This window comes from Promicromonospora kroppenstedtii, from assembly GCF_044389675.1.
GTDB classification, from domain to species: domain Bacteria; phylum Actinomycetota; class Actinomycetes; order Actinomycetales; family Cellulomonadaceae; genus Promicromonospora; species Promicromonospora kroppenstedtii.
Genome location: NZ_JBIRYI010000001.1, coordinates 245,613 through 269,445 on the forward strand (window position 1 = coordinate 245,613; position 23,833 = coordinate 269,445).

Sequence of the window (23,833 nt, forward strand, 5' to 3'; positions counted from 1 at the left end):
ATGGTTACCACTTGTAACCATGACGATCGTTGGGCACGATCGACGGATGGCACAAGAAGGCACTTCGACGTCACCGGGTTCTCCCGAGGTAACCGCCGCGGAGCTGGCGGAGTGCCGGGCGGACCGCGACCCGTTCCAGTGGGACGTCCGCGAGGACTGCCAGGTGCGGCAGATCCTGGACCGCATCGCCGACAAGTGGTCCCTCCTGGTCATCGCGTTGCTCGACGAGAAGAAGCTCCGGTTCGGTGAGCTGGGCCGGGAGATCGACGGCATCAGCAAGCGGATGCTGACCGTGACGCTGCGCAACCTCGAGCGCGACGGCCTGGTCTCGCGCACGGTCTACCCCGAGGTGCCGCCGCGCGTGGAGTACGAGCTCACCGCGCTGGGCCGCACCCTGCTGGCGACGACCCAGGCGCTGGTGACCTGGACCGAGGAGCACCAGGACCAGATCGCCGAGGCCCGCGAGGCGTTCGAGGCGGCCAACGCGGACCCGGTTGCCGGCTGAGACCGGCCGGACGGGTCGCGGCTCAGACCTGGTCCCAGGGGACCGCGGCGAGGCGGTCGACGAGTCCGGCCAGCAGGGGCCCGGCGTCGGACAGCGGTACGTCGTCGATCGACGCCACGGCGACCACGCCGATGGAGTTGACCAGGAACGCCCCGGCGAACCTGCCGACGTCGCCGAGCCGGACGGTTCGACTGGTCGACGGTGTCGTGGCCTCGACCAGCCGCATTGCCGTGCCGTGCAGCTGGGGAGCGTCCGGCCAGACGACGGCGCCGTCGGGCTCCAGGAAGCCGATGTTGGCCATCGACGACTCCGCGACGGCGCCGTCGGGGGCGGTGAGCAGGGCGTCGTCGTATCCCTCAAGGCCTACGCGGCGGGCCCACTCGGCCTGGGCGAACCCGCCCAGGTGCTTCACGTGCGGGAACGGCCGCAGGTAGGGGACCGAGCGCAGCCGCTGGGGCGCGGACGGCGGGTCGCGGGGGTCGGCCACGGAGACGACGACGTGCTCGGCGTGCCGAAGCGTGACCCGCACCGCGGCGTCGGCCGTGCCGTCCAGCGCGTGCCGGATGAGGTCCCGGACCCGGTCTTCTTCCAGCGGACGGCCGAACAGCTCGCGGTGCGCGGCGTCGAGCCGGGTCAGGTGGTTGCTCAGGCCCTGGACGCCGCCGTCGCGCACCTGCATGGCTGTGAAATGGCCGTAGGTGCTGAACAGGTCGGCGGGGTCCGCGGGGTGGCCGTCGGTCTCGATGCGCACCCACGAACCCTAGGTGGTTGGTGCGGTGGCGGTGGTCAGGTGGGGTGGGTCCAGGAGAGGTCGGGTCGGCGTGGGCGGGTGCGGGCTCGGTCGGGTGCTCGGTTGGCTGGGCGGTGCTGTGGTTGCTGGGCCGGGCGTGGTCGGCGGGGTGGTGGGCTTGGTCGGTAGGGGATGGGGCTGTGGGCGGGTGTGGTGTGGCAGCCGATGGAGTAGCGGCTGCGTGGGGTGTGGCCGGGCGCGGGGCCGGTTAGGCCGACCGCGGGGGTCCAGGGCGGGGTGGCGGTGACGTTGCGGGTCGGGGTCGGGGTCGGGGTCGTGTCCTGGCCGGGACCGGGCACACTCGTCGCCGATGCGTGCTTGTCACCGGTTGCCGACGAGTGACCGTCGCTGGTTGCCGACGCGCGCTTCTCACCGGGCACGACCGTGTCGCGGTCAGGGGTCGTGGCGGCGTCTCGGCTTGTCTGGCCCGTTCCCGGCGAGTCGGCGGGTGCTGTCCTGTTCGGGTACGGGTCTGTTCCTGGGGCTGTAGTCATGTCGGGGCTAGGCGTGGTGGCGCCTGTCCTGGCTGGGGCTGGTGGTGTGGGCGCGACCGAGACATAGGTGTGCCCGGTCGGGGTGATGGTCTCGACGGCGTGGAGTCCGTTGTGCTGGGTCGTCTTCTGCGACCAGCCCGGTGCCTGCTTCGCGTGATTGCACCTGGCACACAGGCCCTGCCCGTTGTCGAGGCTGGTCGGGCCGCCCTCGGCGTGCGGGGTGATGTGGTCGGTGTGCCGGACCGGCGCGTCACACCAGACGGTGGCGCAGATCCCTTGTTCGCGGGCTCGTAGCAGGCTGGTGAGTCCTTGGGGGTGGAACCGTGACGTGGACGTCGTGGCCAGCAGGCGCCCGTGGGGGTTGACGTAGATGCTCCGCAACCAGGCCGTGTCGGTGTCGATCGCGTGGGCTGCGAGATTGCGGGCGACCGGTGCCGGGACCACGCCCGCACCGGCCGGGGCACCCTCGACCACGACGGCGGGCTGGTTGCCGGTGGCGAGGAGCGTGTCGTCGGAGACCAGCAGGTTGATCGTGACCGGCACATCATTCGCCTGCCCGGGTTCACGGGTGGTGGCGCGTTCGATGAGGGTGTCGGCCATGATCTGACCGATCCCACGCTCGTCACCCGTGGCCTTTGCAGCCTCGGCGGTTGTCTTGAGCTGGGCGTAGGCCTGCACTCCTTGGGCCATCGGCACCAGGGCCGTGAGGTAGACCATCAGGTCCGGTGCCGGACGGATCGACACCCGGCGTTCCGAGACCGCCTTCGCGTTGCGGTTCACGCACGCGTGCACGTCGAGTCGGGCGGCGAGTTCCTTGATCCGGGCCACGAGCCGTCGGGTGCTCATCGTCGCGAGTTCGGTCAGGTGGGTGGGGCCGCAGATCTCCTCGTCGATCAGGGCCCGGTGTTCCAGGGACAGGTGGGACGTCTCCCGCACCAACAGCGTGGCCCGCCACTGCGAGAGGACCCCGGCCTGCAGGGCGGTGAACGTGTGGGGCATCTGGGTGATCCAGACCCTGGAGGTGGACACGAACCCGGCCCCGGCATGCGGGCCGACCCGCAACGCCGCGCCGACCTGGTTGGGCACACCCCGCCCTTGCCGCTCGGCCCGGATGCTCTGCCGGGCCTCGTCGGCGCGGGTCGCCTCGTCCAACGCGACCGCCAGCCGCGCCTGGGTCGCGGTGACCGCGTTCTTCACGGCTTCCAGCTCACCGAGCAGGTCCACCCACTGCGCCTGCACCACTCCGGGCACACCGGTGGGAGTGTCAGTGGCACCGGGCAAGATCATCTCCGCCAGGGCCCGCCGCACCGCCCGCACCCCCGCGACATCGACGGCCCCGCCAGTCGCGGCCGCACCGGACGTCCCGGCACGACCGGGCAGCACCGCCCCACCGGGCAGCACCGCCCCGCCAGGCAGTTCGGACCCGTCTCCGGGCAGCACCGACAGAGCAGGCTCTCCGCCTGCTCGTGCTGGTACTCCATCACTGGTTCGCGCCATGCCATCAACCTATCGCACACCTGTACGCACCGCTCGTCGAATCGGCCCGCTCTGCCAATAGCAGAACTCGGCCGCTCGGCCTGTGGACAAGCAGCCGCGATGACCCGAATGTGCTTGCCCGTGGTGGCCGCACGGGCGCGGCGTCGCAACGAACAGCGCTCATGGCGAACGCGGGCGTGGCCACGTTCTGAGGACTCAGAGCGCGACCAGGCCCGCGTTCGTCGGCTGGCGGGCAGCGTGCCCGCCGCCTCGCCGGCCGACAGGGCAGCGCGCCCGCCGCCTCGCCGTCACGGCATGACGGGACGGCGCGCCCGCCGCCGTCATGCCGTGACAGCGGCGTGCGACGTGGCCCAGGTGAGGGCGTGGTCGGCGATCTCCTCCCAGCCGGGCTGGGAGACGAGCCGGTGCGTGCGGCCCGCGTACTCCTTGTACTCGACCACCGACGGGCTGCCGGAGCCCGTGTACTTGGCCACGATCGCCCTGCCGATGGCCGGCGGGGCCACGTGGTCGATGCTGCCGGTGATCACCAGGAGCGGGGCCCGGTCCGCGCGGGCGTAGTCGACGTGCGTCACGCCGTTCTTCTCGTCCATGGTCGAGGCCACCCCTTCGAAGAGAACCCTGTTGTAGGACGGGATGGCGGACTTCTCCCAGAGGGCGTCCGACGCGGCGCGGTTCAGGTCGTTGCCGAAGGTGAAGTGGAAGTGCCTCTTCGAGAGCGGCTTGGCGCCGTTTCGGCCGAACGGGTTGGACAGGATCGGCAGGCCCGTGCGCAGCGTGGACAGGGGCAGCACGCTGATCCCGGCGGTCTGCGCGGGCGCGACGCCCACGTAAGCGGCACCCAGGCCGCGGTCGGCCAGCATCTGGGTGATGACGCCGCCGAACGAGTGGCCCATGATGATCGGCTTGACCGGCAGCGCGCGGATGATGCGCTCGTAGTGGTCGGCGATCTCCTTGAGGCCGACGCCGCGCAGTGCCGCGGGGTTCGAGCGGATGTCCTGCACGCTGCGGTCGTCGATGCCGGGCCAGCCCGGGACGAGCACCTCGTGGCCCGCGGCGCGGAACCGCTCGGCCCAGGTGTCCCAGCTCGAGGGCGTCATCCAGAGGCCGTGGACCAGGACGATCGGCAGCTTGGCGGGGGCGGGGGTGGCGCTGGTGGTGGTGTCGGCGTTGGCGTTCATGTCGGGCTCCTCGGTCTCGGTGGGCCGGGGACCCGGTCCGTCGTCGTCAGGAAGAACGATCGTTCTTTCTCTGTTATTCCGAGAAGGTACGCCCGCCCCGGGTGGCCGTCAAGCCGCAAAGAGAAAGATCGTTCTATGCTGACTGGCATGGCACCCAGGACCACCGCCTCCCGCGCCCCCCGCAAGACCGCCGACGGCGCCTCGGAAGCACGCGAGCGACTGCTGCGCACCGCGTCCGAGCTGTTCTACGCGGAGGGCATCCACGTGGTCGGCGTCGACCGCATCGTCGCCGCCGCCGGGGTCACGCGCGCCACCTTCTACCGGCACTTCCCCGGCAAGGAGGACCTGGTCGAGGCGTACCTCGGCGTCGAGGACACGAACCTCCGCGCCGCGCTCGACGGCGCCCGCGCCGCCACCGACGACCCGGTCGAGCTGGTCGGGCTGCTCATCGAGGGCATCGCCGAGGACGTCGCCCGCCACCACACCCGCGGCTGCCCCTTCATCAACGCCGCCGCCGAGTACCCGGACGCCGACAGCGGCGTGCGGCGCGCCGTCGACAAGCACCGCGCCTGGTTCCGCGGCGCGCTCGAGCAGGTGTTGACCGACGCCGGGGTCGACGACGCCGTCACTCGCGCCGGCCAGCTCGTGCTGCTGCGCGACGCCGCCCTGGTGGGCGGCTACCTCGACGGCTGGGACAACGTGCGCGTCGCGTTCGTCAGTGCGGCCCGCCAGGCGGCGGGCCTGGAGCCGGCTGGCTGAGGCCTGTGCCGCGCGGCGGACCTGAGATCGGTCGGTTGCACTGAGACCGGTCCATCGTCGGACCGAGCTCAGTGCAACCGACCGAAGTCACGGCAGCGGCCTCTGCAAGGCAAGTACCAGACTTCCCTTTTGCGCGCGGCGACCCATATCCTGGCGTCCGTCTTGTGACTGTCACGAGGGGGAACAGGCCGATGAACGCACCCGACGCCGGACGGGGGACCGCGCGCGGAGTGCGCGGCGTCCTCGCGGCGTCGGCGGCGACCCTCGTGGCCCTCGCCTCCCACCTCGCCGGCGGCGGGGACCTCCCGAGCTGGCTCGGCGTCCTCGTGCCCTGGGTGCTCTCGCTGCCCGTCTGCACGGCGCTGGTCGCCCGCCGGCTCTCGCTGCCGCGCCTGTCGGTCTCGGTCGCGGCCAGCCAGCTCCTGTTCCACCTGCTGTTCCAGCTCGGCACCCCGGCCGGCACGCTCCAGGCGGCGAACCCCGGGACGCACGGCGCGCACGGGGACATGGCCCCGCTCACGATGTCCGGGGCGCCGCTCCAGGCCGAGCTGATGCACGGCGGTCCGCAGATGTGGCTCTGGCACGGCATCGCGGCGGCGGTCACCGTGATCGTCCTGCACCGCGGGGAGTTGCTGCTGCGGCGCCTGCGCGAGCTCGGCGGCCGCATGGCCGCCTGGCTCCTGCGCGGCTGGGCCGTCGCCGCCCACACGCTCACCTTCGTAGCGCCCGCCCGCCCCCGGGTGCGCGCCGAGACCTTCCGCCCGCTCCACCCGGGGCCGCGGATCACTCCCCTCCTCCGCAGGGGACCTCCCGCACCGCACGCGGTCTGAGCTCTGCCCCACGGCGCACACGTGTGCCCGTGGGCTGTTCCGTGCTGTGCCGACGTCGATTCCTGACGTCCGAGGAGAGGTCCCTTCATGCCCCGAACCCGTCCCCTCGTGGCCGGGACGGTGGTGGCCGTCGTCGCAATGCTCGCGACCGCGGCCCCCGCGTCCGCCCACGACAAGCTGGTCTCCAGCGATCCGGCGTCCGACCAGACGCTGGCGGAGGCACCGGCCACGGTGTCCCTGACGTACTCCGCCGATGTCCTGGACATGGGAGCCGCCGTCGTCGTCACCGACGGCGACGGCACCGACTGGGTGTCCGACGCGCCCGTGATCGACGGGGCGACCGTGACGGCCGCCCTGGACGCGGACATGCCGGACGGCGGCTACGAGATCCGCTGGCGGGTCGTGTCCTCGGACGGACACCCCATCACGGGGATCGTCCCGTTCGCCGTCGGGGACGGCGAGGAGCCGGGGGCGGGGTCCGAACCCGAGACGCCCCCGGACGAACCGGCCACCGAGGCGGGTACTCCGAACAGCTCGCAGAACCAGACCGCACAGGAGGACGAGGGGCCCTGGCGGGTCGTCCTCGTCGGTGCGGGCGGGGCCGCCGTCGCGGCGGCCCTGTTCGCGCTGGTCCATTTTCTCCGCCGCCGCAGCGATGCGAGCGGCCCCGGCGACGACGGGGACACCCCTGACGCGCCGGGAACGAAGTGAGAGGTACTTCTGTGTTCACACCGACGAAGCGCAACACCGCCCGGCTCGCCCTCGTCCTGTCGGCCGCGCTGGCCCTGGCCGGCTGCACCGCCGCGGACGCGGCCGACGATGCCGCCGCGGCCCCCGCCGCCGAGGCCGTGACCGTCACCGACAGCTGGGTCAAGGCCGCCGACTCCGGGATGTCCGCCGCGTTCGGCGGGCTGACCAACGGGGGCGCCCAGGACGTCACCGTCGTCTCCGCGACGACGGAGGCCTCCCCGATGCTCGAGCTCCACGAGACCGTGGAGAACGAGACCGGCGAGCTGATCATGCGGGAGATCGACGGCGGGTTCGTCATCCCCGCCGGGCGGACGCTGGCCCTCGAACCCGGGGGTAGCCACATCATGCTGATGGACCTCGCCCACCCGCTGGAGGCGGGCGAGGAGGTCACGTTCACGCTCACGTTCTCCGACGACTCCACCTTCGAGTTCACGGCACCCGTCAAGGACTACTCCGGGGCGAACGAGAACTATGACCGCTCCTGACCACGGCGCACGCGCCCCTCGGTCCGGGTCGACCCGGCGGCAGTTCCTCCTCGGGGGAGCTGTCGCCGGCGTCGGCGCGGCTGCGGCCGTCGGCGCCGACACCGCCCTGAACGCCGCCGCCCAGGAGGCGCCCCCGGCGCCCCCGCACGGCGAGCAGACCGTGCCGTTCCACGGGCAGCACCAGGCCGGCATCGACACCCCGGCCCAGGCGCACGGGTTCTTCGTCGCGCTCGACCTGCACGACACCACCGACCGCGCCGACCTGACCCGGATGATGCGCATCCTCACCGACGACGCCGCCCGGCTCACCCAGGGCGCCCCGGCGCTCGCGGACTCCGAGCCGGAGCTGGCGGCGTCCCCGGCCCGGCTCACCGTCACGTTCGGGTTCGGCCCGCGGTTCGTCGAGCGGGCGGGCGGCACCCGGCCGGACTGGCTGGGCCCGCTCCCGGAGTTCGGCATCGACCGGCTGGAGCCCGGGCTGGGCGACGGCGACCTGCTGCTCCAGGTCGCGGCCGACGACCCGCTGACCGTCGCCCACGCCTCGCGCATGCTGCTGAAGGACACCCGCAGCTTCGCCTCGGTGCGCTGGACCCAGCAGGGGTTCCGGCGCGCGCACGGCACCGTCGCACCCGGCACCACCATGCGGAACCTGTTCGGCCAGGTCGACGGCACCACCAACCCGGCCCCGGGCACCGCCGACTTCGACCGTGTGGTGTGGGCCACCGGCGGCTGGCTCGCGGGCGGCACCGGCATGGTCGTGCGCCGCATCCACATGAACCTCGACAAGTGGGACGGGCTCGACCGCGGCGGCCGGGAGCAGTCCGTCGGCCGGTACCTGGCCGGCGGCGCGCCCCTGACCGGCACGGACGAGTTCGACGAGCCCGACTTCGAGGCCACCACCGCCATCGGCTTCCCCGTGATCCCCGAGTTCTCGCACCTGCGCCGGGCGCGCAGCGAGAACCCGGACGAGCGGATCTTCCGGCGGGCCTACAACTACGACGACGGCGGCGCCGGGGCCGAGGTCTCCGACGCCGGCCTGATCTTCGTGTCCTTCCAGGCGGACGTCGACAGACAGTTCGTCCCGCTCCAGCGCCGCCTGGACCAGCTCGACCTGCTCAACGAATGGACCGTCCCCATCGGTTCGGCCGTCTTCGCCATCCCACCCGGGTGCCGCGAGGGCGGATTCATCGGCGAATCCCTCCTCACCTGAAAGCAGGCCCTCCATGACCGACACCCTCACCGGTTCGACCGCCGAGCTACCCGCCGAGGTCGACCCGTCACCACCACCCGTCCGCCGGACGCCGTGGTTCGGCCCGTTGCTGCGGCGGCTGCACTTCTACGCCGGCCTGCTCGTGGGGCCGTTCATCCTGGTCGCCGCCACCAGCGGCGCCCTCTACGCGCTCGCCCCGACCGTCGAGCAGGTGGTCTACGACCAGGAGCTGCACGCCCCGGCCGGTACCACCTCGCTGAGCCTGGCGGAGCAGATCGAGGTCGCCCAGACCCAGGTGGACGACGGCGCCGTGCTCACCGCCGTCCGACCCGCACCCGAACCCGGCGACACCACCCGGGTCATGTTCGGCGAGGACGGGCTCGGGCCCAGCGAGTCCCGGGCGATCTTCGTGGACCCCGCCACCGGCGAGGTGCGCGGCGACCTCACGGTGTACGGGTCCAGCGGCTCGCTGCCGCTGCGCACCTGGATCTCCAACCTGCACCGCAGCCTGCACCTCGGCGACCCCGGCCGGCTCTACAGCGAGCTGGCGGCGTCCTGGCTCGGCATCGTCGTCGTGGCGGGGCTGATCCTGTGGATCAACCGGCTGCGCGCCTCCCGGCGGGCCGCCGGAGTCCCCCGACCGAAGCGGCGGGCCACCGGGTACCGCAGGCTGCTGTCCTGGCACACCGCCGTGGGTGCGTTCGTGGTGCTGGGCGCGCTGTTCCTGTCGGCCACCGGCATCACCTGGTCGCAGCACGGCGGTGGCAACGTCGGGGAGCTGCGCACCGCCATGGGCTGGACCACACCGGCCCTGGACACACGGCTGGGCGGTGACGCGCCCGCCGCGGGCGACGAGCACGCCGGGCACGGCGCCGCGCCGTCGGGGGAGGGGGCGGACCCGACCGGGGTGGCGAACCCCGCCACGTTCGACGGCGTGCTCGCCATCGCCCAGGGAATCAACGTCAACACCGGCGAGGTGGAGATCAAGCCGCCGGCCGAGCCGGGCATGGCGTGGACAGTGCAGGAGAACAAGAGCGACGTGCCGACCGAGGCCGACGCCGTGGCGGTCGACGGGACCACCATGCAGGTGGTGCACCGAACCGACTTCTCGCAGTTCCCGCTCATGGCCAAGCTGACGACCTGGGGCATCGACCTGCACATGGGCCTGCTGTTCGGCCTGGCCAACCAGCTCGTGCTGTTCGTGCTCGCGCTGGGCATCGGTTCGATGGTGGTGCTCGGCTACCTGATGTGGTGGAAGCGCCGCCCCACCCGCGAGCCGCGCGGGATCGGCGGACCGGCCCCGGTGCGCGGCGCGCTCCAGGGCGCGCCGTGGTGGGGGCTCGCGGCGGTCGCCGCCGTGGCGATCACGGTCGGCACGTTCCTGCCGCTGGTCGGCTACACCCTGGTGGCGTTCGTCCTGGTGGACGTGATCGTGGGGCTCGTCCAGGCCCGCAGCGCCCGGACGGAGGTCAGCGCCACGCCCTGAGCTCGAACCCGGCTGGAGCCACCCCCCGTCCCGGGAACCCACCAACATCTCTACATGATGTGGTAATGTCGACTGCTGTCCGGTCGCTGTAACTTCTCGGGACGCGGGGGCGCCAGTGACGTCGGACCCGGCCGCGCAATGGGCCACGACGGCCCTCTTCGGCGCGCTGACCGCGTACTCCCTGTGGCGGTTCGTCACTGCGCGCCATCTCTTCGCCGGAACGGGCCACCTGTTCCACTTCGGTATGAACCTGATGATGGTCGCCATGGTCTGGCCCTGGTGGGGCCGGCTGCCCACACTGCCCCAGGTCGCCTTCTTCGCCGCGGGGGCGGCGTTCTTCGCCGGGGCGGCGGGGTGGTTCGCGCTGGACGTGCGGGTTGCCAGCCGTTACCGGAGCTCCCGCTGCCAGACGACGAACGCCGTGATGATGATCGCGATGGTGTGGATGCTCGCGGTGATGGTGCGGCACACCGGCGGCATCGGGATCGCCGCCGGCGCGGCCCACTCCGCCCATGCCGCCGCCCCCGCGCCACCTGACCCCTTCACGCTCGTCGGCGGGGCGGTGCTGGTCGTGGCGCTCGCGGCCGGTGGGCTGCTGTTCCTGGTCGACCTGGTCCGGTACCGGCGCGAGCGCGACGCGCCGGGTCGCGCCGGGGCGGACCTGCTCGCAGGCGCGCTGATGGGCCTCGGCATGGCCGCGGCGTGCGGGCTGATGCTCGTCGGCTGACGGGCAAAAGGCTCAGCCCGCGCGGCGGCGTCCCGGGCTGGGCTTGGGACGCAGCGCGCGCTGGAGCATCTCGGCGTCCCGTGCCGTCAGGTGGTCGGCGAAGCGGAGCAGGGCTTCCTCGCGGTCGCCCGTGCCCTCCAGCACAGAGAGCATCGCGGCGCCGGCACGCTCGCCGTCGGACCGGGTGGGCCGGAACCGGACCTTCCGGGGAGAGGCCGCGATGCGGACCACCTCGCCCTTCTTCTCCAGCCGGTCGAGCACCGTCAGGAGCGTGGTGTAGGCCGGGACGTGCTCGTTCCCGAACCTCTCCTGGATCGCTCGTGCCCCTATCGCGTCCTCGTGGTCCCAGAGGATGCGCATGACCTCCGCCTCGAGCTGTCCACGTGCGCGAGTCCTGCCTGACATAGTGCCCTCCTGGCAGGACCATACTGCAAAGGTGGCCGCCCACCGGGAAGTGGACAGCCACCTTTGCCGCCGTCCGGAATACCGGACGGAACCACCTGAACCGTCAGGCCGGCTGGAGCGCCGCCGCGTCCAGCGCGCCGCTGCGGGCCTGCTCCACCAGGTCCGCGAGCTGGTCGTGGCTCATCTGGATGCGCTGGCCGAAGTCGTCGGTGATCACGATCTGCTTCAGCGGTTCTGCGGTCGGGTCGACGAACAGCTCCGGGCAGCCGCAGTCGCACTTGCCGCAGAACGTCGCCACATGAAGCAGCTGAGAGTTGTCGCTCATCGCTTTCTCCTCTGTTGGAACGGACGGGACTCGGGCGCGTGCTGGATGCCCTCTACGAGGGTCGCCCTATCTCTACAACACGTCAAGATCTGGGTGTGGACCGGCCCGATGCGCGTAGCCTGCTCGTCGCCGCGGCCACCGCGGGCGCCTTCACCGATCCGCACCACCAGGGAGAGTCATGACCAGCAGGTTCACCGAGCTCGCCGTCGACTGCCACGACCCCGAGCTGCTCGCCGGGTTCTGGGGCGAGGTCCTGGGCTTCGCCGTGATCGACCGCAGCGAGGGCAAGGTCGAGATCGGCTCCTGGGAGCCGACCGTCGAGGAGGTCCGGGACCGGCAGATGGCGCCCACGGTCGTGTTCGTCCGGGTGCCGGAGAGCAAGATCGTGAAGAACCGGCTGCACCTCGACGTCAGCCCGATCGACGGCAGCACCGAGGACGAGGTGACGCGGCTCCTCGGCCTGGGCGCCACCAGGGCGGACGTCGGCCAGGGACCGGACCAGAGCTGGGTGGTCATGGCCGACCCCGAGGGCAACGAGTTCTGCGTGCTGCGGACGCTGGCCCCGTAGACGGGGTCAGAATGGTTCGATGATCTCCACCGAGCTGGCCACGAAGCTGCACGACGCCGGCCTGGTCTGGACGCCCGTCGACGGCGACCAGTTCCGGGTCCAGGCGCCCGACCTCGAGAGCGACGTCTTTTCCGTGAGCACGATGACCATCGAGGCGCACGAGTACCCGACGGGCACGATCCTCGGCTTCAACGGCACCACCGAGTGGGCGCTGGACTCGGTCGCGATCGAGGACGCCCTCTGGCTGCCACGCGAGGACCAGCTCCGCACGCTGCTGCGCTCGGCCTTCCACGCGCTGCGCCGCACCGACGAGGGCTTCGAGGTGGAGGCCCAGCTCCTCGGCGAGGTCCGGGTCTTCGCCGACCCGGACCCCGCCGAGGCCTACGGGCTGGCGCTGCTCGCGCTCGTCGAGCTCAGCCGCTGACCAGGGTCGCTCACCCCTGGTCGTCGGCCAGTCCCAGATCCTCGGCCGGCCCCAGCAGGGACTCCTGCGTGGCCGAGGGGCTGGACGACGGCTCCGGTGTCGAGCTCGGCGGAGCCTCGGGCTCGCTGGGTGACGGCGCCGGCTCGCTCGGCTCCGGCTCGGTCGGCGCAGGGCTCGGTGCCGGCTCGGTCGGCGTCGGGCTCGGTGCCGGCTGCGACGGCGACGGCGACGGCGAGGGTGTGCCCGGGTCCGACGGCGACGGCGACGGCGTGGGCTTCGGCGACGGGTCCGTAGGCTTCGGCGAGGGCTTCGGCGTCGGCGTGGGCTTCGGTGCCGGTTCGCTCGGCTTCGGCTTGGCGCCGGGCTTGGCCGGCTGCTTCGTCCCGGGCTTGCGTGGCTCGTCGGCGGGCTTGGCCACCGGCTTGCGCGTCTCCTCCGCCGTCGGGCGGTCCTTCGCCCGGGTATCGGCCGCGGCCTCGTAGCGCGGGCCGTCGTCCTCGGCCCTCTCGCCCTTGGTCCACCGGTCGACGTCGGACGGGTCGACCGCGCGGTTGGGCACCGAGCCCGCCGCGAAGAACTCGAAGTGCCACGGCTCCGGCTTGGCGCCGCCCCGGCGCGCCCACGAGGGGTTGTCCCAGCCGTAGTCCGGGCCGTGCACCCGCAGCCACACGTACTCGGGGGACGAGCCGCCCGAGATCGGCGCGCCCAGGTCGACCGCCAGGCCCCAGCCGTGGTTGGACGTGCCCGGGACGGCCGCCAGGTGTGGCTTGGCGCCGGCCACGGCCACCTGCTCCACGTAGGACCGGTACGAGTCCGTGATCGGGATCGGGCGCCCGAACTCCTCCTCGAACTCCACGCTCAGCGCCGTCAGCCGCTCCGCCGCGTCGCAGCGCAGCAAGTGGCCCGGCGCGAAGTCCAGCGGGCACAGCACGTCGGCCGGGATGCGGCCGTTGGCGTACTCGACCGTCGAGGTGCCGAACGCGGAGACCACGTCGAGCAGGCTCTCGCGCAGCGGGTCCCCGGCGCGGCCGAGGTCGCCGTTCGCCCGGCCGGTCCCGCGCGCCGACGGCCCCTCGTCCTCGACCGTGGCCTCCACCTCGGCCAGCGTGCTGGGCGCCGACGGGTCCAGCAGGTTCGCCAGCCGCACCGCCGCCAGCACCACCTGGTGATAGGTGATCCGACCGGAGGGCAGGTCCCGGGCCTCCTCGTCGGCCGCCTCGGGTTCTGCTGCCGGCCCCGGCTCGTTCGACACCGTGATCACGGCCTGGAGGTCGTCGGTGACGGCGGCCGTCCCCGCGTCGTCGTCCCTGGACGTTCGTGCGGCCGGCGCGTCCGCGATGCGCAGGCCCTCCTTCGCCTCGCCGAACGCGAGCTCCTGCATGAGGTACGTGGTGTAGAGCATGCCGAGCTCGGCGGCGGCCTGGGCGACCGCCGGGCTGAGCTCCGGACCCTCGCGCCGGGCCTGCTCGTCGGCGCGCGCCAGGACCGCCGTGATCTGCTCCGTCGACACGTGCCGCGGCATGGTCACCGTGCCGGCGGCCGACGCGGCCTCGACCAGCCCGTGGTGCCGAGCCGGTTGCTCCCGGTCGCCCCCGGCGAGGTGCGTGCCCGGGACGGTCGGCGCCGCCGCGAAGAGCAGGCCTCCCGCCGTCACCGTGGCGATCGCGCCCGCCCACGTGGTGCGCAGAACTCTGCGCCGGTCGGGGCGGTTGTCGGGGGACACCAGCTCGTTCGCCTGCTCCTGCACGCGTCGCTCCCTCGGTTCGGTGCGGTGGTTCGTCGTTCAACAGGTAAAGAAGTCCTGCGTGGCAGTCAAAGAAATATCACGAGTCGGCAGGGTGTACGAGGTGGGGTCCACGACGCCCCGGCTTCGTGACCGCTCCGGCGGCCCCGCGGCCCGACCACGGTCTTGGTCCCGTCCGGCCGTGCCCGGCGAACGGACTGCTCACCCCCTCGTCACCTCGTCAGACGCCGGCGAGCGGGTGAATTACGCCGGTGAGTTGGTGATTCGGTTGGTGATTTCTTGATCCCCGACTGGTGATCGGCCGCCGAGGGGATGGCATTGAACTCGCCGTACTGGATACGGGCCGCTGTGGCCCGTGAGCGAGGGGAAATGCAGATGCACGCACGAAGGTCATCGACGAGGACCACCCGGGGCGGAACGGTCAGGAGGCGCCGCGGACGGGTTCCCGCGCTCCTGGCCGCGCTCAGCCTGGTCGGGGCGGGCCTGGTCACCACCTCGCTGACGGCGGTCACGCCGAGCGCGGTCGCCGCCCCCGGCAACCCTGGGGTGCCCGGTGAGCCGACGGTCCTCTTCGTCGAGGACTTCGAGAACCGGGACGCGGACTCGAACGTGCTCCTGACCGACTACACGGGGGCTGACGGAACCACGTATGCGGCGGACCCGTTCTGGGTGGACCGCGCGGCCTGCAACGGGTTCATCGTCAACTACAGCAGCCCGCGTGTCGTCGGCGACTGCGTCGGTCAGGGCGGCGAGGCCGGGGGCATCGGCGTGTACAACTCGCTGATGTCCCTGCCCTACACGCTCGGCACCATCAACGGCACCGACCCGGCGAGCAATGCGGCGGCGTCGTCGTACACCTCGGGCAACACCACGCCGAACGAGATCCAGTTCCGCACGGCCGACCCGCTGACCCTGCCCACCGCAGGCCGGTTCGTCACGTTCTCGGTCGACGCCGTCGCGCAGAACTGCACCTCGACCCACCCGGAGCTGCGCTTCTACCTGGTCGACGGGTCGGGTGAGGAGATCGCGGTGTCCAACGCCGCGATCGACCCGTGCACCGACCCGCGTGGCGCGCAGTACAACGCGCCCGCCCAGGACGGCACGCCGCGCGTCGTGATCGGCGGGCGCTTCCCCGCGGACGGCTCAAACCTCGTGACCGGCGGCTCGTTCGGCATCGTGATGCGCAACGAGAACGGCAGCGGCCAGGGCAACGACGGCGCCTACGACAACATCCGCGTGCTCGACGTGACACCCCAGCTCGACAAGGAGTTCAGCCCGACGTCGGTCGCGACCGGCGGCGTCTCCACACTGACGCTGACGATCACGAACACGAACGACCTGGCCGCCAAGAACGGCTGGTCGTTCACCGACACCCTCCCGGAGGGCCTGGTCGTCGCCGACCCGGCCGCCGTCGGGACGGACTGCCCGGCCGGCGACGTGACCGCCGAGGCCGGCGCCACGTCGCTCTCGGGCACCGGCAACCTGGACGCCGGCATGGCCTCGTGCACCATCTCGGTGAACGTGACCTCGGACGAGGCGGGCAGCTACACCAACGGCCCCGACAACATCTCGGCGATCGGCCTGGACTACCCGGACCCCTCGACCGTGACGTTCGGCGACCCGAGCCTGGAGCTCGTCAAGACCGCCGGTGAGCCGGTCGACGTCAACGAGAACGGCATCACGGACACCGGCGACACCATCGCCTACACGTTCGAGGTGACCAACACCGGCGACGTCGCGATCGACGACCTGGCGATCGACGACCCCAAGGTGGGTGCGATCACCTGCGAGGCGACGTCGGTCGAGCCGGGGGACAGCGTCACCTGCGCCACCGACGAGCCCTACGTGGTCACGGACGAGGACGTCGAGGCGGGCTCCGTCGACAACTCGGCGACCGCCACGGGCACCCCGCCCGGCACCGACACCCCGATCGGCTCGCCGCCCTCGGAGACGACCACGCCGACCGAGGCCCCGGACCCCGCGATCGAGGTCGTGAAGTCCGCGACGCCGTCAGGCCCGGAGACGTTCACCGTGGGCCAGGAGATCACCTACAGCTTCGAGGTGACCAACACCGGCAACGTGCCCCTGAGCGACGTCGAGGTCGACGAGACCGAGTTCTCGGGCACGGGCGAGGCCCCGGTCGCGACCTGCCCCGCCGACGTCGTCCTGGCGCCGGGTGACTCGCTGACCTGCACCGCGAGCTACACGCTCACGCAGGAGGACGTGGACTCGGGCGAGGTGACGAACTCCGCGACGGCCACGGGCACGCCGCCGGGGGACACCCCGCCGCCGGAGTCGCCGCCGTCGACCGTGGTGGTCCCCACCCCGCCGGCGCCGGGCATCGAAGTGGTCAAGACCTCCGACACCGAGGAGATCAGCGAGGTGGGCCAGGAGGTCACCTACAGCTTCGAGGTGACCAACACCGGCAACGTCACGCTGACCGACGTCACCGTGGACGACTCGGACTTCTCCGGCTCGGGTGAGCTGTCGGCGGTCGACTGCCCCGCGGAGGCCGCCGGCCTCGCGCCCGGCGCGTCGGTGACCTGCACCGCGACCTACGAGGTCACGCAGGCCGACCTCGACTCGACCGGGCTGACCAACACCGCGACGGCCACGGGCACGCCGCCGGGGGACACCCCGCCGCCGGAGTCGCCGCCGTCGACCATCGAGATCCCGAGCACCCCTGCGCCCGGCATCGAGGTGGTCAAGACCTCCGACACGGACAAGATCACGAAGGTGGGCCAGAAGGTCACCTACAGCTTCGAGGTGACCAACACCGGCAACGTGGTCCTGACCGACATCACGGTCGACGACTCGGACTTCTCCGGGTCGGGCGAGCTCTCGCCGGTCGACTGCCCCGCCGAGGCCGCCCGCCTCGCGCCCGGCGCGTCGGTGACCTGCACCGCGACCTACCTGGTCACGGAGGCGGACCTCGAGTCCGGTGAGCTGAGCAACACGGCCACGGCCACCGGCACCCCGCCGGGCGGCACCCCGCCGCCCACCTCGCCGCCGTCGACCGTCGACGTCCCGGTTGACCCGGTGCCCTCGGCCCCGGCACAGCCGGACCGCCCGGGCGGCTCGCTGGCCGCGACCGGCGCCGACCTCGGCTGGACGGCCGGCCTCGCCGCGCTGCTCTTCCTGACCGGTGCCGCGACCCTGTTCGTCGTGCGGCGCCGCACGGTGAGCTGACCGCCGGGTTCCTCGCCCCGCCCGCGGGCGGGGTGAGGAACCACCGGCGGCCGAATGTCGTGCGATACGGAGCAGCGCGATATTCCGGGCAATTGTTTGATTTGCGGCGGGCAATACCAGGCCGGACCGGACAGCCCTTTCCAGGGGTTTGTGGAACGGTTTATAGTGCCGTCGCATACCTCATGCGAAGCGATGCTCCACTCCTCACGAACCAGCACTGGTGTCGCCCTGAGCAGGGGAAACGCCGGAGTTGCCCCCTCGCTGCGCCCGGTCTCGAACCGGGTGGCCGAGCCGGCGCCCCAGGCCGCGTTCCCCGCCACGAAAGTGCGCCCGACGGCCTGGTGGAAATGGGACGCGACGAACTTGTCTTACGACCTGAAGTGGCTCGTCCCGCTCGAGCCGGAGACGCAGGGCCGGGCGGACGACCACGGAAAGCACGGTGTGCTGAGCGCCATCGCCTCCGGAGACCTGGACACCCTCGAGGACCTGGCGGACGTGTGGTGGTTCGAGCTGCCCGCCCGGTTCGGCCCGGATCTGCTCGGACTGCTCGAACGGCTGCCCGCCACCATGGCGGCCCGCCGTCCGCGGCTGCTCATGGCGGGCGTGCTGGCCTACCAGCTCGCCGAGGCACGCGACGACGCGCACCTGCGCGCCACGATGCGCCTGTTCGAGCTGCACGGCGTGCGCCTGTCCAAGCGACTGCGCTCGTTCACGCGGCCCGGCGACATGATCGCCGCGGGCGCGCTCGCGATGCACGCGGCGCGGACCCGTGGCCAGTACCGCACCGCGGAGGGCATCGGCGCCTGGGTCGAGGAGCACCTGCTCCGGACCGACGACGCCGGGGCGCTGCCCTGGAGCGCCGAGCGCCGGGTGGGCCGGCCGGGCCTGATCGCCCTGAACCGGGGCGTGACGGCGATGCTGGCCGGGCGGCCCGCCGTCGCGATCGGCCACCTGCGCCGCGCCTACGAGCAGGCCGGCCCGCCGCCGTTCCAGCACTTCGCGGGCGCGTCCGCGTGCGCGAACCTCGCGCTGCTGGCGGCGGTGCGCGGGCACCACGCGATGGCGGAGAGCTGGCTGGACCGCATCGGGCAGTGCGGGCCGGTCCCGGAGTGGCTGGAGCACCACCTGCTGCTGGGCGCCGTCATCGCGCGGGCGCTGCTCGCGATCGACCGGCTCGACTCGTACGCCGCGGAGCAGGCCCTGGACCAGGCGGGCAGCGCGGAGGACCCGGGCGACCTCTGGCCGTTCCTCGCGGCCGCGTGGGCGGCGTACTCGGTGGCCTTCGACGAGCCGGTGAACGGGCTGCTGGGCCTCGACGCGGCCTGCTTCGCGCACGGGATGGGCGCTCGGCCCGGCCCGGACGCGCACCCGGTGCTGCTGCGGGCGCACGCCGACCTGCTTGCCGCGACCGGCGAGGGCAACCGCGTGGTGGCGCTGGCCGAGGCCGCGACGGCCGCCGGCCGGCTGCTGCCGGCCGCGGCCCGGGTCCGGTTGCTGGCCGGCGACTCCGACGGCGCGCTGACGGTCGCCGGGCGGGCGATGCGCGACGCCGGGGTGACCCCGCGCGACGCCCTGGAGCTCCAGCTCGTCATCGCCGTGGTGCACCTGCGCTCCGGTGAGCCCGACGAGGCGCGGGCGCGGTTCCTGCACGCCGTCGAGCTCGGCCGGCAGGGGCTGCTCGCGCCGTTCGCGCTGTTCCCGCGGGACGAGGTGCTGGAGCTGTGCCGCCGGACCGGCACCGATCCCCGGAGCCTGGGGATGACTCGCACCCTCGACGACGTGCGGAACCCCACCTCGGGCCCGATCGTGCTGCTGACCCGGCGCGAGCGGGCGGTGCTGGCCGGGCTGGCCGCGGGTGACAGCGCTGTACGTATCGCCGCTGACCACGGCGTCTCGGTCAACACCGTGCGCACCCAGGTGCGCAAGGTCTACCGCAAGCTCAACGCCTCCAGCCGCACCAGCGCCCTCGCGAAGGCGGGCCAGCTCGGCCTGATCCCGCCGGACACGCCCCGGACGGCGTGCTGACTCAGCCGGCGGACTCCTCCGCGACCACCAGCGCGACCTCGCAGAACATCGAGTCGGCCCAGGAGAACCACGGCCGCGAGTACGCGGCCGGGTCGGAGGCGTCGAACGACTCGTGCATGCGGCCGGTGCCGCCGTCCGTCCGGGCGAGCACGTCGAGGATCCGCACCCGGTCCTCCGGGGTGCCGGTGAGCGCCTCGACGGCCAGCGCGATCGGCCAGACCCGGCCCGGCCTGGTGTGCGGGCTGCCGATGCCGCTCGCCGCCGTGCCGGTCACGTAGTACGGGTTGGCGGGGCTGAGCACCAGTTCGCGCGTCGCGCGCCACACCTCCGCGTCGAGCACGTCCGGCGCGTTCAGCGGCAGCGACAGCAGCGACGGGGTGTTGGCGTCGTCCATCAGGAGCGCGGCGCCGAGCCCGTCCACCTCGCACGCGTAGACGCGCGCGCCGTCCGGTGCCTCGACCACGCCGAACGCCCCGACGCCCGCGACGAGCTCGCCGGACAGCGCCCGCGCGTCGGCGGCCAGGGCGGCGTCGTCGAGCGCCTCGGCCGCGATCTCCGCCACGGCGAGCAGCGCCTGCGCCGCGAACAGGTTGGCCGGCACGTTGTAACCGTACGTACAGGCGTCGTCCGACGGGCGGAACCCGCTCCACGTCATGCCCGTGCGCCCGACGGCGGTGCCCCGGCCCCCGCGCGCAAGCGTCTCGGTCGGGATGTCGGTCTTCCGCTCGAACCGGTAGGGCGAGGCGTCGTGGTCCTGCTCGGTGCGGAGCTGCGCCACGATCGTGGTCAGCACCCGGTGGGCGCGCTCGTCGAACACGTCGGTGCGGCCCGTGGTCCGCCAGAGCGTGTGCGCGAGCGTGACCGGGTAGGCCAGGCTGTCGATCTCGTACTTCTGCTCCCAGACGTGCGGGTCGTCGCAGACGTCGTCCGGGTCGTAGTGCGCGCCCGTCGGACCGTCGTTGAAGGCGTTCGCGTACGGGTCGTGGTCCAGGCTCGCGAGCTGACGCCGCACCACGGCCGCGACGAGGTCGGCCAGCGGCGGGCACGAGCCGAGGAACCGCAGGTACGGCGTGAGCTGCGTGGTGGAGTCCCGCATCCACATGGCCGGGATGTCGCCGGTGATGACGAACGCGGTGCCGTCGTCGCCCATGGTCACGGTGTCGGTCAGGGTGCGCAGCAGCGCAGCCTCGACCATGTCACCCACGCGCGCGCCGGAGGTGGCGCGCACCCGCTCGGCGGCGTCGGTCAGGACCGCCGTGATCGCGGGGTCGAGCTGGGTTCGTGTCATCGCTCCCATGGGGTGGCTCCGTTCTGGTCGGTCACGCGGACCGGTAGGGCATGGGCGGGCGGGTCCGGTTCCGGCGTGCACCACACGCTGAGCGTGACCGGCGCCGCCTCCGGCGCGCCGGTGGCCCAGGACCCGAGCTCGTCCAGGCCGAGCTCGAAGGCGACCTGCGTGGTGGCGCCGGGAGCGACGGTGGCCCGCCGTACGGCGAGGAGCTGGCGCCGTCGCGGCCGGACGCCGGGTTCGTGGCGCCGGCCGTACACCGGGACGGGCAGCGAGACCTCGGCCTGGCCCTCGTTCGTGACCTCGACGGCCAGGTGTACCGCGCCACCAGAGGCCAGCGCGGACGCCGCGACGGAGACCGCCTCGCCGCCCAGGCGCAGGCTGACCCCGGGCAGGTGCGCGGTCCCCAGCGGCAGCCTGCGCAGCACGTCCGTGTCCACGTAGCCGCGCGCCGTCTCCATGCGCTCGTCGTGCGCCACGGGCATGACGCCGTCCGCGGCCGGGAAGGTCGCGGGCAGGCGGCCGGACGCCGTGCCGTCGCAGAGCGCGGCCGCGATCGCCTCGCCGCCGGTCGGGCCGGGGAACGGGACCACCAGCAGCGCGTCGACCAGCGTGCGCAGCTCGGTCAGGGCCCGCGGACGCCCGTCCAGCACGACGCCGACGACGGGCGTGCCGCCGGCGCGCGCCGCCCGGACCACGTCGAGCTGCGCCTGGGGGAGCGCGACCGAGGACAGGTCCACGCCCTCGCCGTTGGTCGTGTCGAGCGCGGGGCCGTCGACGGCACCGTTGTCGGCGAACTCGTCGTCGTACGTGCGGCGGCTGGTCCCGCCGAGCACCACCACGCACACGTCGGCGCCGTCGGCGGCGGCCCGCACAGCGTCGAGCGCGGCCGGGTCGTCCAGCGGGCCACGCAGGCGGCTGCCCGGGGCGTGCCGCACCCGGTCGGCACCGAACCGCGCGGCCAGCGCCGACCGGACCGTCGAGGCGACGGGGTCGGGGGCTGGGCGCGGCGGTGTGTAGTCGCCGAGCTGTGCGTCCAGGTCGTCCGCGTTCGGCCCGACGACGGCGAGGGTCTGGCCGGGACGCAGCGGCAGCACGCCGCCGTCGTCCACCAGCACGACGGACCGGCGCGCGGCCCGCTCGACGAGGGCGACGACGTCGCGCTCGACCGGGACGCCCGGCACCTGGTCGCCGAACAGGCCGAGGCGGCGCTTGAGGGCCAGCACCCGGTCGGCGGCGCGGTCCAGGACGGCCTCGTCGACCAGGCCCCGCTCGATCGCGGCCTCCAGGTGCGTGAACGCCTCGTCCCAGAGGCTGAGGTCCACGCCGGCGCGCAGGGCGAGCGCGGCGGCGAAGGCGGGGTCGGGCGAGCTGTCACGGAGCCGGTCGATCGCGGTGCCGTCGGCCATGACGACGCCGTCCCAGCCCCACTGCTCGCGCAGGGTGCCGGTGAGCAGCTCCTCGTTGGCGCTGCACGGCACGCCGTCGACGTCGTTGTACGCGGCCATGAATCCGGCGACGCCCGCGCGGGCGGCGGCGTACGCGGGGCGCAGGTGGATCTCGCCCAGCTCGCGGCGGCCGACGGGCGCACCCGAGCCGTTGCGTCCGCCGATCCCGGCGCCCTGCCCGGCGAGGTGCTTCGCGACGACGGCGACGTGCGCGCCGTCGATCGGGTCGGCGGGCGAGGCGGTGCCCTGCATGCCGCGCACCGTGGCCTCGACCAGCAGGGCGGCGAGGGCCGGGTCCTCCGAGAAGCACTCCTCGGCACGTCCCCAGCGCGGGTCGCGCAGCACGTCGAGCCCTGAGACGAGCGCGACGTGCGTGCCGCGCGCCCGGGCCTCGGCGGCGACGGCGGCCGCCAGCTCCTCGGTCAGGTCGGCGTCCATGCCGGCGCCGAGCGCGAGGTTCACGGGCAGCGTGGTGCCGCCGAGCGCCATCAGGCCGTGCGGCGCCTCCTCGACGAACAGCACCGGGATGCCGTCGCCGTGGGTGTTCACGTGGTCCTGCACCGCGGCGTAGGCCTCGGCACTGCGCTCGGGCGGGATGCCGTTGTCCCAGCGCACCGCGGACCAGGGGTCGGCGCGGAGCACGCCGTACAGCGCCCCGAGCCCGCCCCAGCGGTCCACCTCGCGCCGCAGCACGTCGGTGACGCGAGGAGCGCCGTCGACCCACCGCACCGCCTCCCAGCCCTTGAGGCGCTGGTTGACCTGGCCGATGCGGGTGGCGAGCGGGAGCGTGGCCGCCCTCGTGCGCGGGTCGCTCATCCCTTGACCGCCCCCGACAGCAGCGCGCGCTGCATCTGGCGCTGGAGCACGGTGTAGACGAGGTACACGGGCAACAGTGTGAACAGGGTGCCGGCCATCAGCACGCCGTAGTCGGTGCCGGCGTCGACCTTGAGGGTCGGCAGGGCCACCTGGATGGTGCGCTGCGCGGTGTCCGGGCCGATCAGGATCAGCGGGTACAGGTACGCGTTCCAGAACGACAGGAAGTTGAGCAGCAGCACCGTCGCGATGCCCGGCACGCAGATGGGCAGGTAGACCTGCCGCAGCACCTGGAGCGAGGACGCGCCGTCCATCGAGGCGGCCTCCTCCAGCTCACGCGGGATGGTGCGCATGAACGACGTGAGGATGACGATCGAGAGCGGCAGCGCCGTCGCCGGCAGCAGGAACACCACGAACGTGCGGGTGTGGAACAGGCCGAGCGCGGCGGCCAGCAGGAACGTCGGGAACAGCGCCGCGAACGACGGGATGAGGAACCCGAGGGCGAAGACGCTCTCGACGATCTTGCCGGCGCGGCCGCGAGCCCGCGCCAGCGCGAACGACGCCGGCAGCGCGAGCAGCAGGGTCAGCACCAGCGCGGCGACCGTGGTGAGCGCGGAGTTCGCGACGGCGAGACCGAGGTCGGCCTGCTGGATCGCCGTCGTGAAGTTGGAGAGGTCGAACGTCGTCGGCCACGCCAGCGGGGACTCGAAGATCTCCTCGTTCGTCTTGAAGGAGGAAACGATGAAGTAGTAGAAGGGGATGACCAGCAGTGCGGCGTAGATCCACGCGAGCGTGCCGCTCGTGATCGAGCCGATGCGGTCGCGCAGGGGGAGTCGACGGGCGACTGCGGCGCGCTGAGCCATGAGGGTCTCCAGGGCAGGTTCGGGAGGCAG

Annotated in this window: 21 protein-coding genes; 12 read left to right on the forward strand and 9 right to left on the reverse strand. The window is 72.9% G+C overall.

Features of this window, described 5'->3' with window-relative positions:
• Positions 1-46 precede the first annotated feature (46 nt).
• Positions 47-505 (forward strand): winged helix-turn-helix transcriptional regulator, encoded by a 459-nt coding sequence (locus ACH47X_RS01100; RefSeq protein ID WP_397400589.1) that lies wholly within the window; start codon positions 47-49, stop codon positions 503-505.
• Between the two features lie 22 nt (positions 506-527).
• Here the strand turns inward: ACH47X_RS01100 and ACH47X_RS01105 are convergent, their stop codons facing one another.
• From ACH47X_RS01105 to ACH47X_RS01115, 3 genes are all read right to left on the reverse strand, one after another.
• A complete protein-coding gene (locus ACH47X_RS01105; protein ID WP_397400591.1) occupies positions 528-1,256 on the reverse strand; it encodes an aminotransferase class IV in 729 nt (242 codons plus the stop codon).
• 35 nt (positions 1,257-1,291) lie between these two features.
• Positions 1,292-3,076, reverse strand: a complete 1,785-nt coding sequence (locus ACH47X_RS01110) for an HNH endonuclease (protein WP_397401498.1) — start codon at positions 3,074-3,076, stop codon at positions 1,292-1,294.
• Positions 3,077-3,606: 530 nt separating this feature from the next.
• On the reverse strand, positions 3,607-4,464 hold the full coding sequence (locus tag ACH47X_RS01115; protein WP_397400593.1) for an alpha/beta hydrolase: 858 nt from the start codon (positions 4,462-4,464) through the stop codon (positions 3,607-3,609).
• A 147-nt stretch (positions 4,465-4,611) separates the two neighbouring features.
• Here ACH47X_RS01115 and ACH47X_RS01120 point away from each other — a divergent pair, with 147 nt between their 5' ends.
• From ACH47X_RS01120 to ACH47X_RS01150, 7 genes are all read left to right on the forward strand, one after another.
• A complete protein-coding gene (locus ACH47X_RS01120; protein ID WP_397400595.1) occupies positions 4,612-5,223 on the forward strand; it encodes a TetR/AcrR family transcriptional regulator in 612 nt (203 codons plus the stop codon).
• Between the two features lie 191 nt (positions 5,224-5,414).
• The gene (locus tag ACH47X_RS01125) at positions 5,415-6,053 is read left to right on the forward strand and encodes a hypothetical protein (protein ID WP_397400598.1); all 639 of its coding nucleotides are present in this window, start codon (positions 5,415-5,417) and stop codon (positions 6,051-6,053) included.
• Between the two features lie 87 nt (positions 6,054-6,140).
• Positions 6,141-6,764 carry a copper resistance protein CopC gene (locus tag ACH47X_RS01130; RefSeq protein WP_397400600.1) on the forward strand — a complete coding sequence of 208 codons (624 nt, stop codon included), beginning with the start codon at positions 6,141-6,143 and terminating at the stop codon, positions 6,762-6,764.
• Between the two features lie 11 nt (positions 6,765-6,775).
• Positions 6,776-7,288 carry a copper chaperone PCu(A)C gene (locus ACH47X_RS01135; RefSeq protein ID WP_397400602.1) on the forward strand — a complete coding sequence of 171 codons (513 nt, stop codon included), beginning with the start codon at positions 6,776-6,778 and terminating at the stop codon, positions 7,286-7,288.
• Entirely contained in the window at positions 7,275-8,498 is a 1,224-nt protein-coding gene (locus tag ACH47X_RS01140; protein ID WP_397400604.1) for a Dyp-type peroxidase, read from the forward strand. The genes ACH47X_RS01135 and ACH47X_RS01140 overlap by 14 nt, the downstream gene beginning before the upstream one ends.
• Positions 8,499-8,511: 13 nt before the next feature.
• Complete coding sequence (locus tag ACH47X_RS01145; RefSeq protein ID WP_397400606.1) at positions 8,512-9,984, forward strand: PepSY-associated TM helix domain-containing protein; 1,473 nt, start codon at positions 8,512-8,514, stop codon at positions 9,982-9,984.
• Positions 9,985-10,099: 115 nt separating this feature from the next.
• Positions 10,100-10,711 (forward strand): DUF5134 domain-containing protein, encoded by a 612-nt coding sequence (locus ACH47X_RS01150; RefSeq protein ID WP_397400608.1) that lies wholly within the window; start codon positions 10,100-10,102, stop codon positions 10,709-10,711.
• A 12-nt stretch (positions 10,712-10,723) separates the two neighbouring features.
• Here the strand turns inward: ACH47X_RS01150 and ACH47X_RS01155 are convergent, their stop codons facing one another.
• Complete coding sequence (locus tag ACH47X_RS01155; protein WP_397400610.1) at positions 10,724-11,116, reverse strand: BlaI/MecI/CopY family transcriptional regulator; 393 nt, start codon at positions 11,114-11,116, stop codon at positions 10,724-10,726.
• Positions 11,117-11,219: 103 nt separating this feature from the next.
• Entirely contained in the window at positions 11,220-11,441 is a 222-nt protein-coding gene (locus ACH47X_RS01160) for a hypothetical protein (protein WP_026366172.1), read from the reverse strand.
• Between the two features lie 178 nt (positions 11,442-11,619).
• Between ACH47X_RS01160 and ACH47X_RS01165 the strand changes: the two genes are divergently transcribed.
• Both ACH47X_RS01165 and ACH47X_RS01170 read left to right on the forward strand, forming a co-directional pair.
• Positions 11,620-12,009, forward strand: a complete 390-nt coding sequence (locus ACH47X_RS01165; RefSeq protein WP_036964843.1) for a VOC family protein — start codon at positions 11,620-11,622, stop codon at positions 12,007-12,009.
• A gap of 19 nt (positions 12,010-12,028) precedes the next feature.
• Positions 12,029-12,433: a pilus assembly protein CpaE gene (locus tag ACH47X_RS01170; RefSeq protein WP_397400613.1), complete on the forward strand. Its 405-nt coding sequence runs from the start codon at positions 12,029-12,031 to the stop codon at positions 12,431-12,433.
• Positions 12,434-12,443: 10 nt separating this feature from the next.
• Here ACH47X_RS01170 and ACH47X_RS01175 read toward each other — a convergent pair whose 3' ends face one another.
• A complete protein-coding gene (locus tag ACH47X_RS01175; protein WP_397400615.1) occupies positions 12,444-14,180 on the reverse strand; it encodes a M15 family metallopeptidase in 1,737 nt (578 codons plus the stop codon).
• Positions 14,181-14,552: 372 nt separating this feature from the next.
• On the opposite strand from ACH47X_RS01175, the gene ACH47X_RS01180 reads away from it, so the two are divergent.
• Both ACH47X_RS01180 and ACH47X_RS01185 read left to right on the forward strand, forming a co-directional pair.
• Positions 14,553-17,366, forward strand: coding sequence for a DUF7507 domain-containing protein (locus tag ACH47X_RS01180; protein ID WP_397400617.1), 2,814 nt, complete (start codon positions 14,553-14,555; stop codon positions 17,364-17,366).
• Positions 17,367-17,729: 363 nt separating this feature from the next.
• Positions 17,730-19,391 carry a helix-turn-helix transcriptional regulator gene (locus tag ACH47X_RS01185; protein ID WP_397400619.1) on the forward strand — a complete coding sequence of 554 codons (1,662 nt, stop codon included), beginning with the start codon at positions 17,730-17,732 and terminating at the stop codon, positions 19,389-19,391.
• Position 19,392: 1 nt separating this feature from the next.
• Here ACH47X_RS01185 and ACH47X_RS01190 read toward each other — a convergent pair whose 3' ends face one another.
• From ACH47X_RS01190 to ACH47X_RS01200, 3 genes are read right to left on the reverse strand one after another with little or no spacing between them, the layout of a single operon-like run.
• Positions 19,393-20,679: a glycoside hydrolase family 125 protein gene (locus ACH47X_RS01190; RefSeq protein WP_397400621.1), complete on the reverse strand. Its 1,287-nt coding sequence runs from the start codon at positions 20,677-20,679 to the stop codon at positions 19,393-19,395.
• Positions 20,676-22,943: a glycoside hydrolase family 3 N-terminal domain-containing protein gene (locus tag ACH47X_RS01195; protein ID WP_397400623.1), complete on the reverse strand. Its 2,268-nt coding sequence runs from the start codon at positions 22,941-22,943 to the stop codon at positions 20,676-20,678. Before ACH47X_RS01195 ends, ACH47X_RS01190 begins: the two co-directional genes overlap by 4 nt.
• A complete protein-coding gene (locus tag ACH47X_RS01200) occupies positions 22,940-23,803 on the reverse strand; it encodes a carbohydrate ABC transporter permease (RefSeq protein WP_051433073.1) in 864 nt (287 codons plus the stop codon). Before ACH47X_RS01200 ends, ACH47X_RS01195 begins: the two co-directional genes overlap by 4 nt.
• Positions 23,804-23,833: the final 30 nt, after the last annotated feature.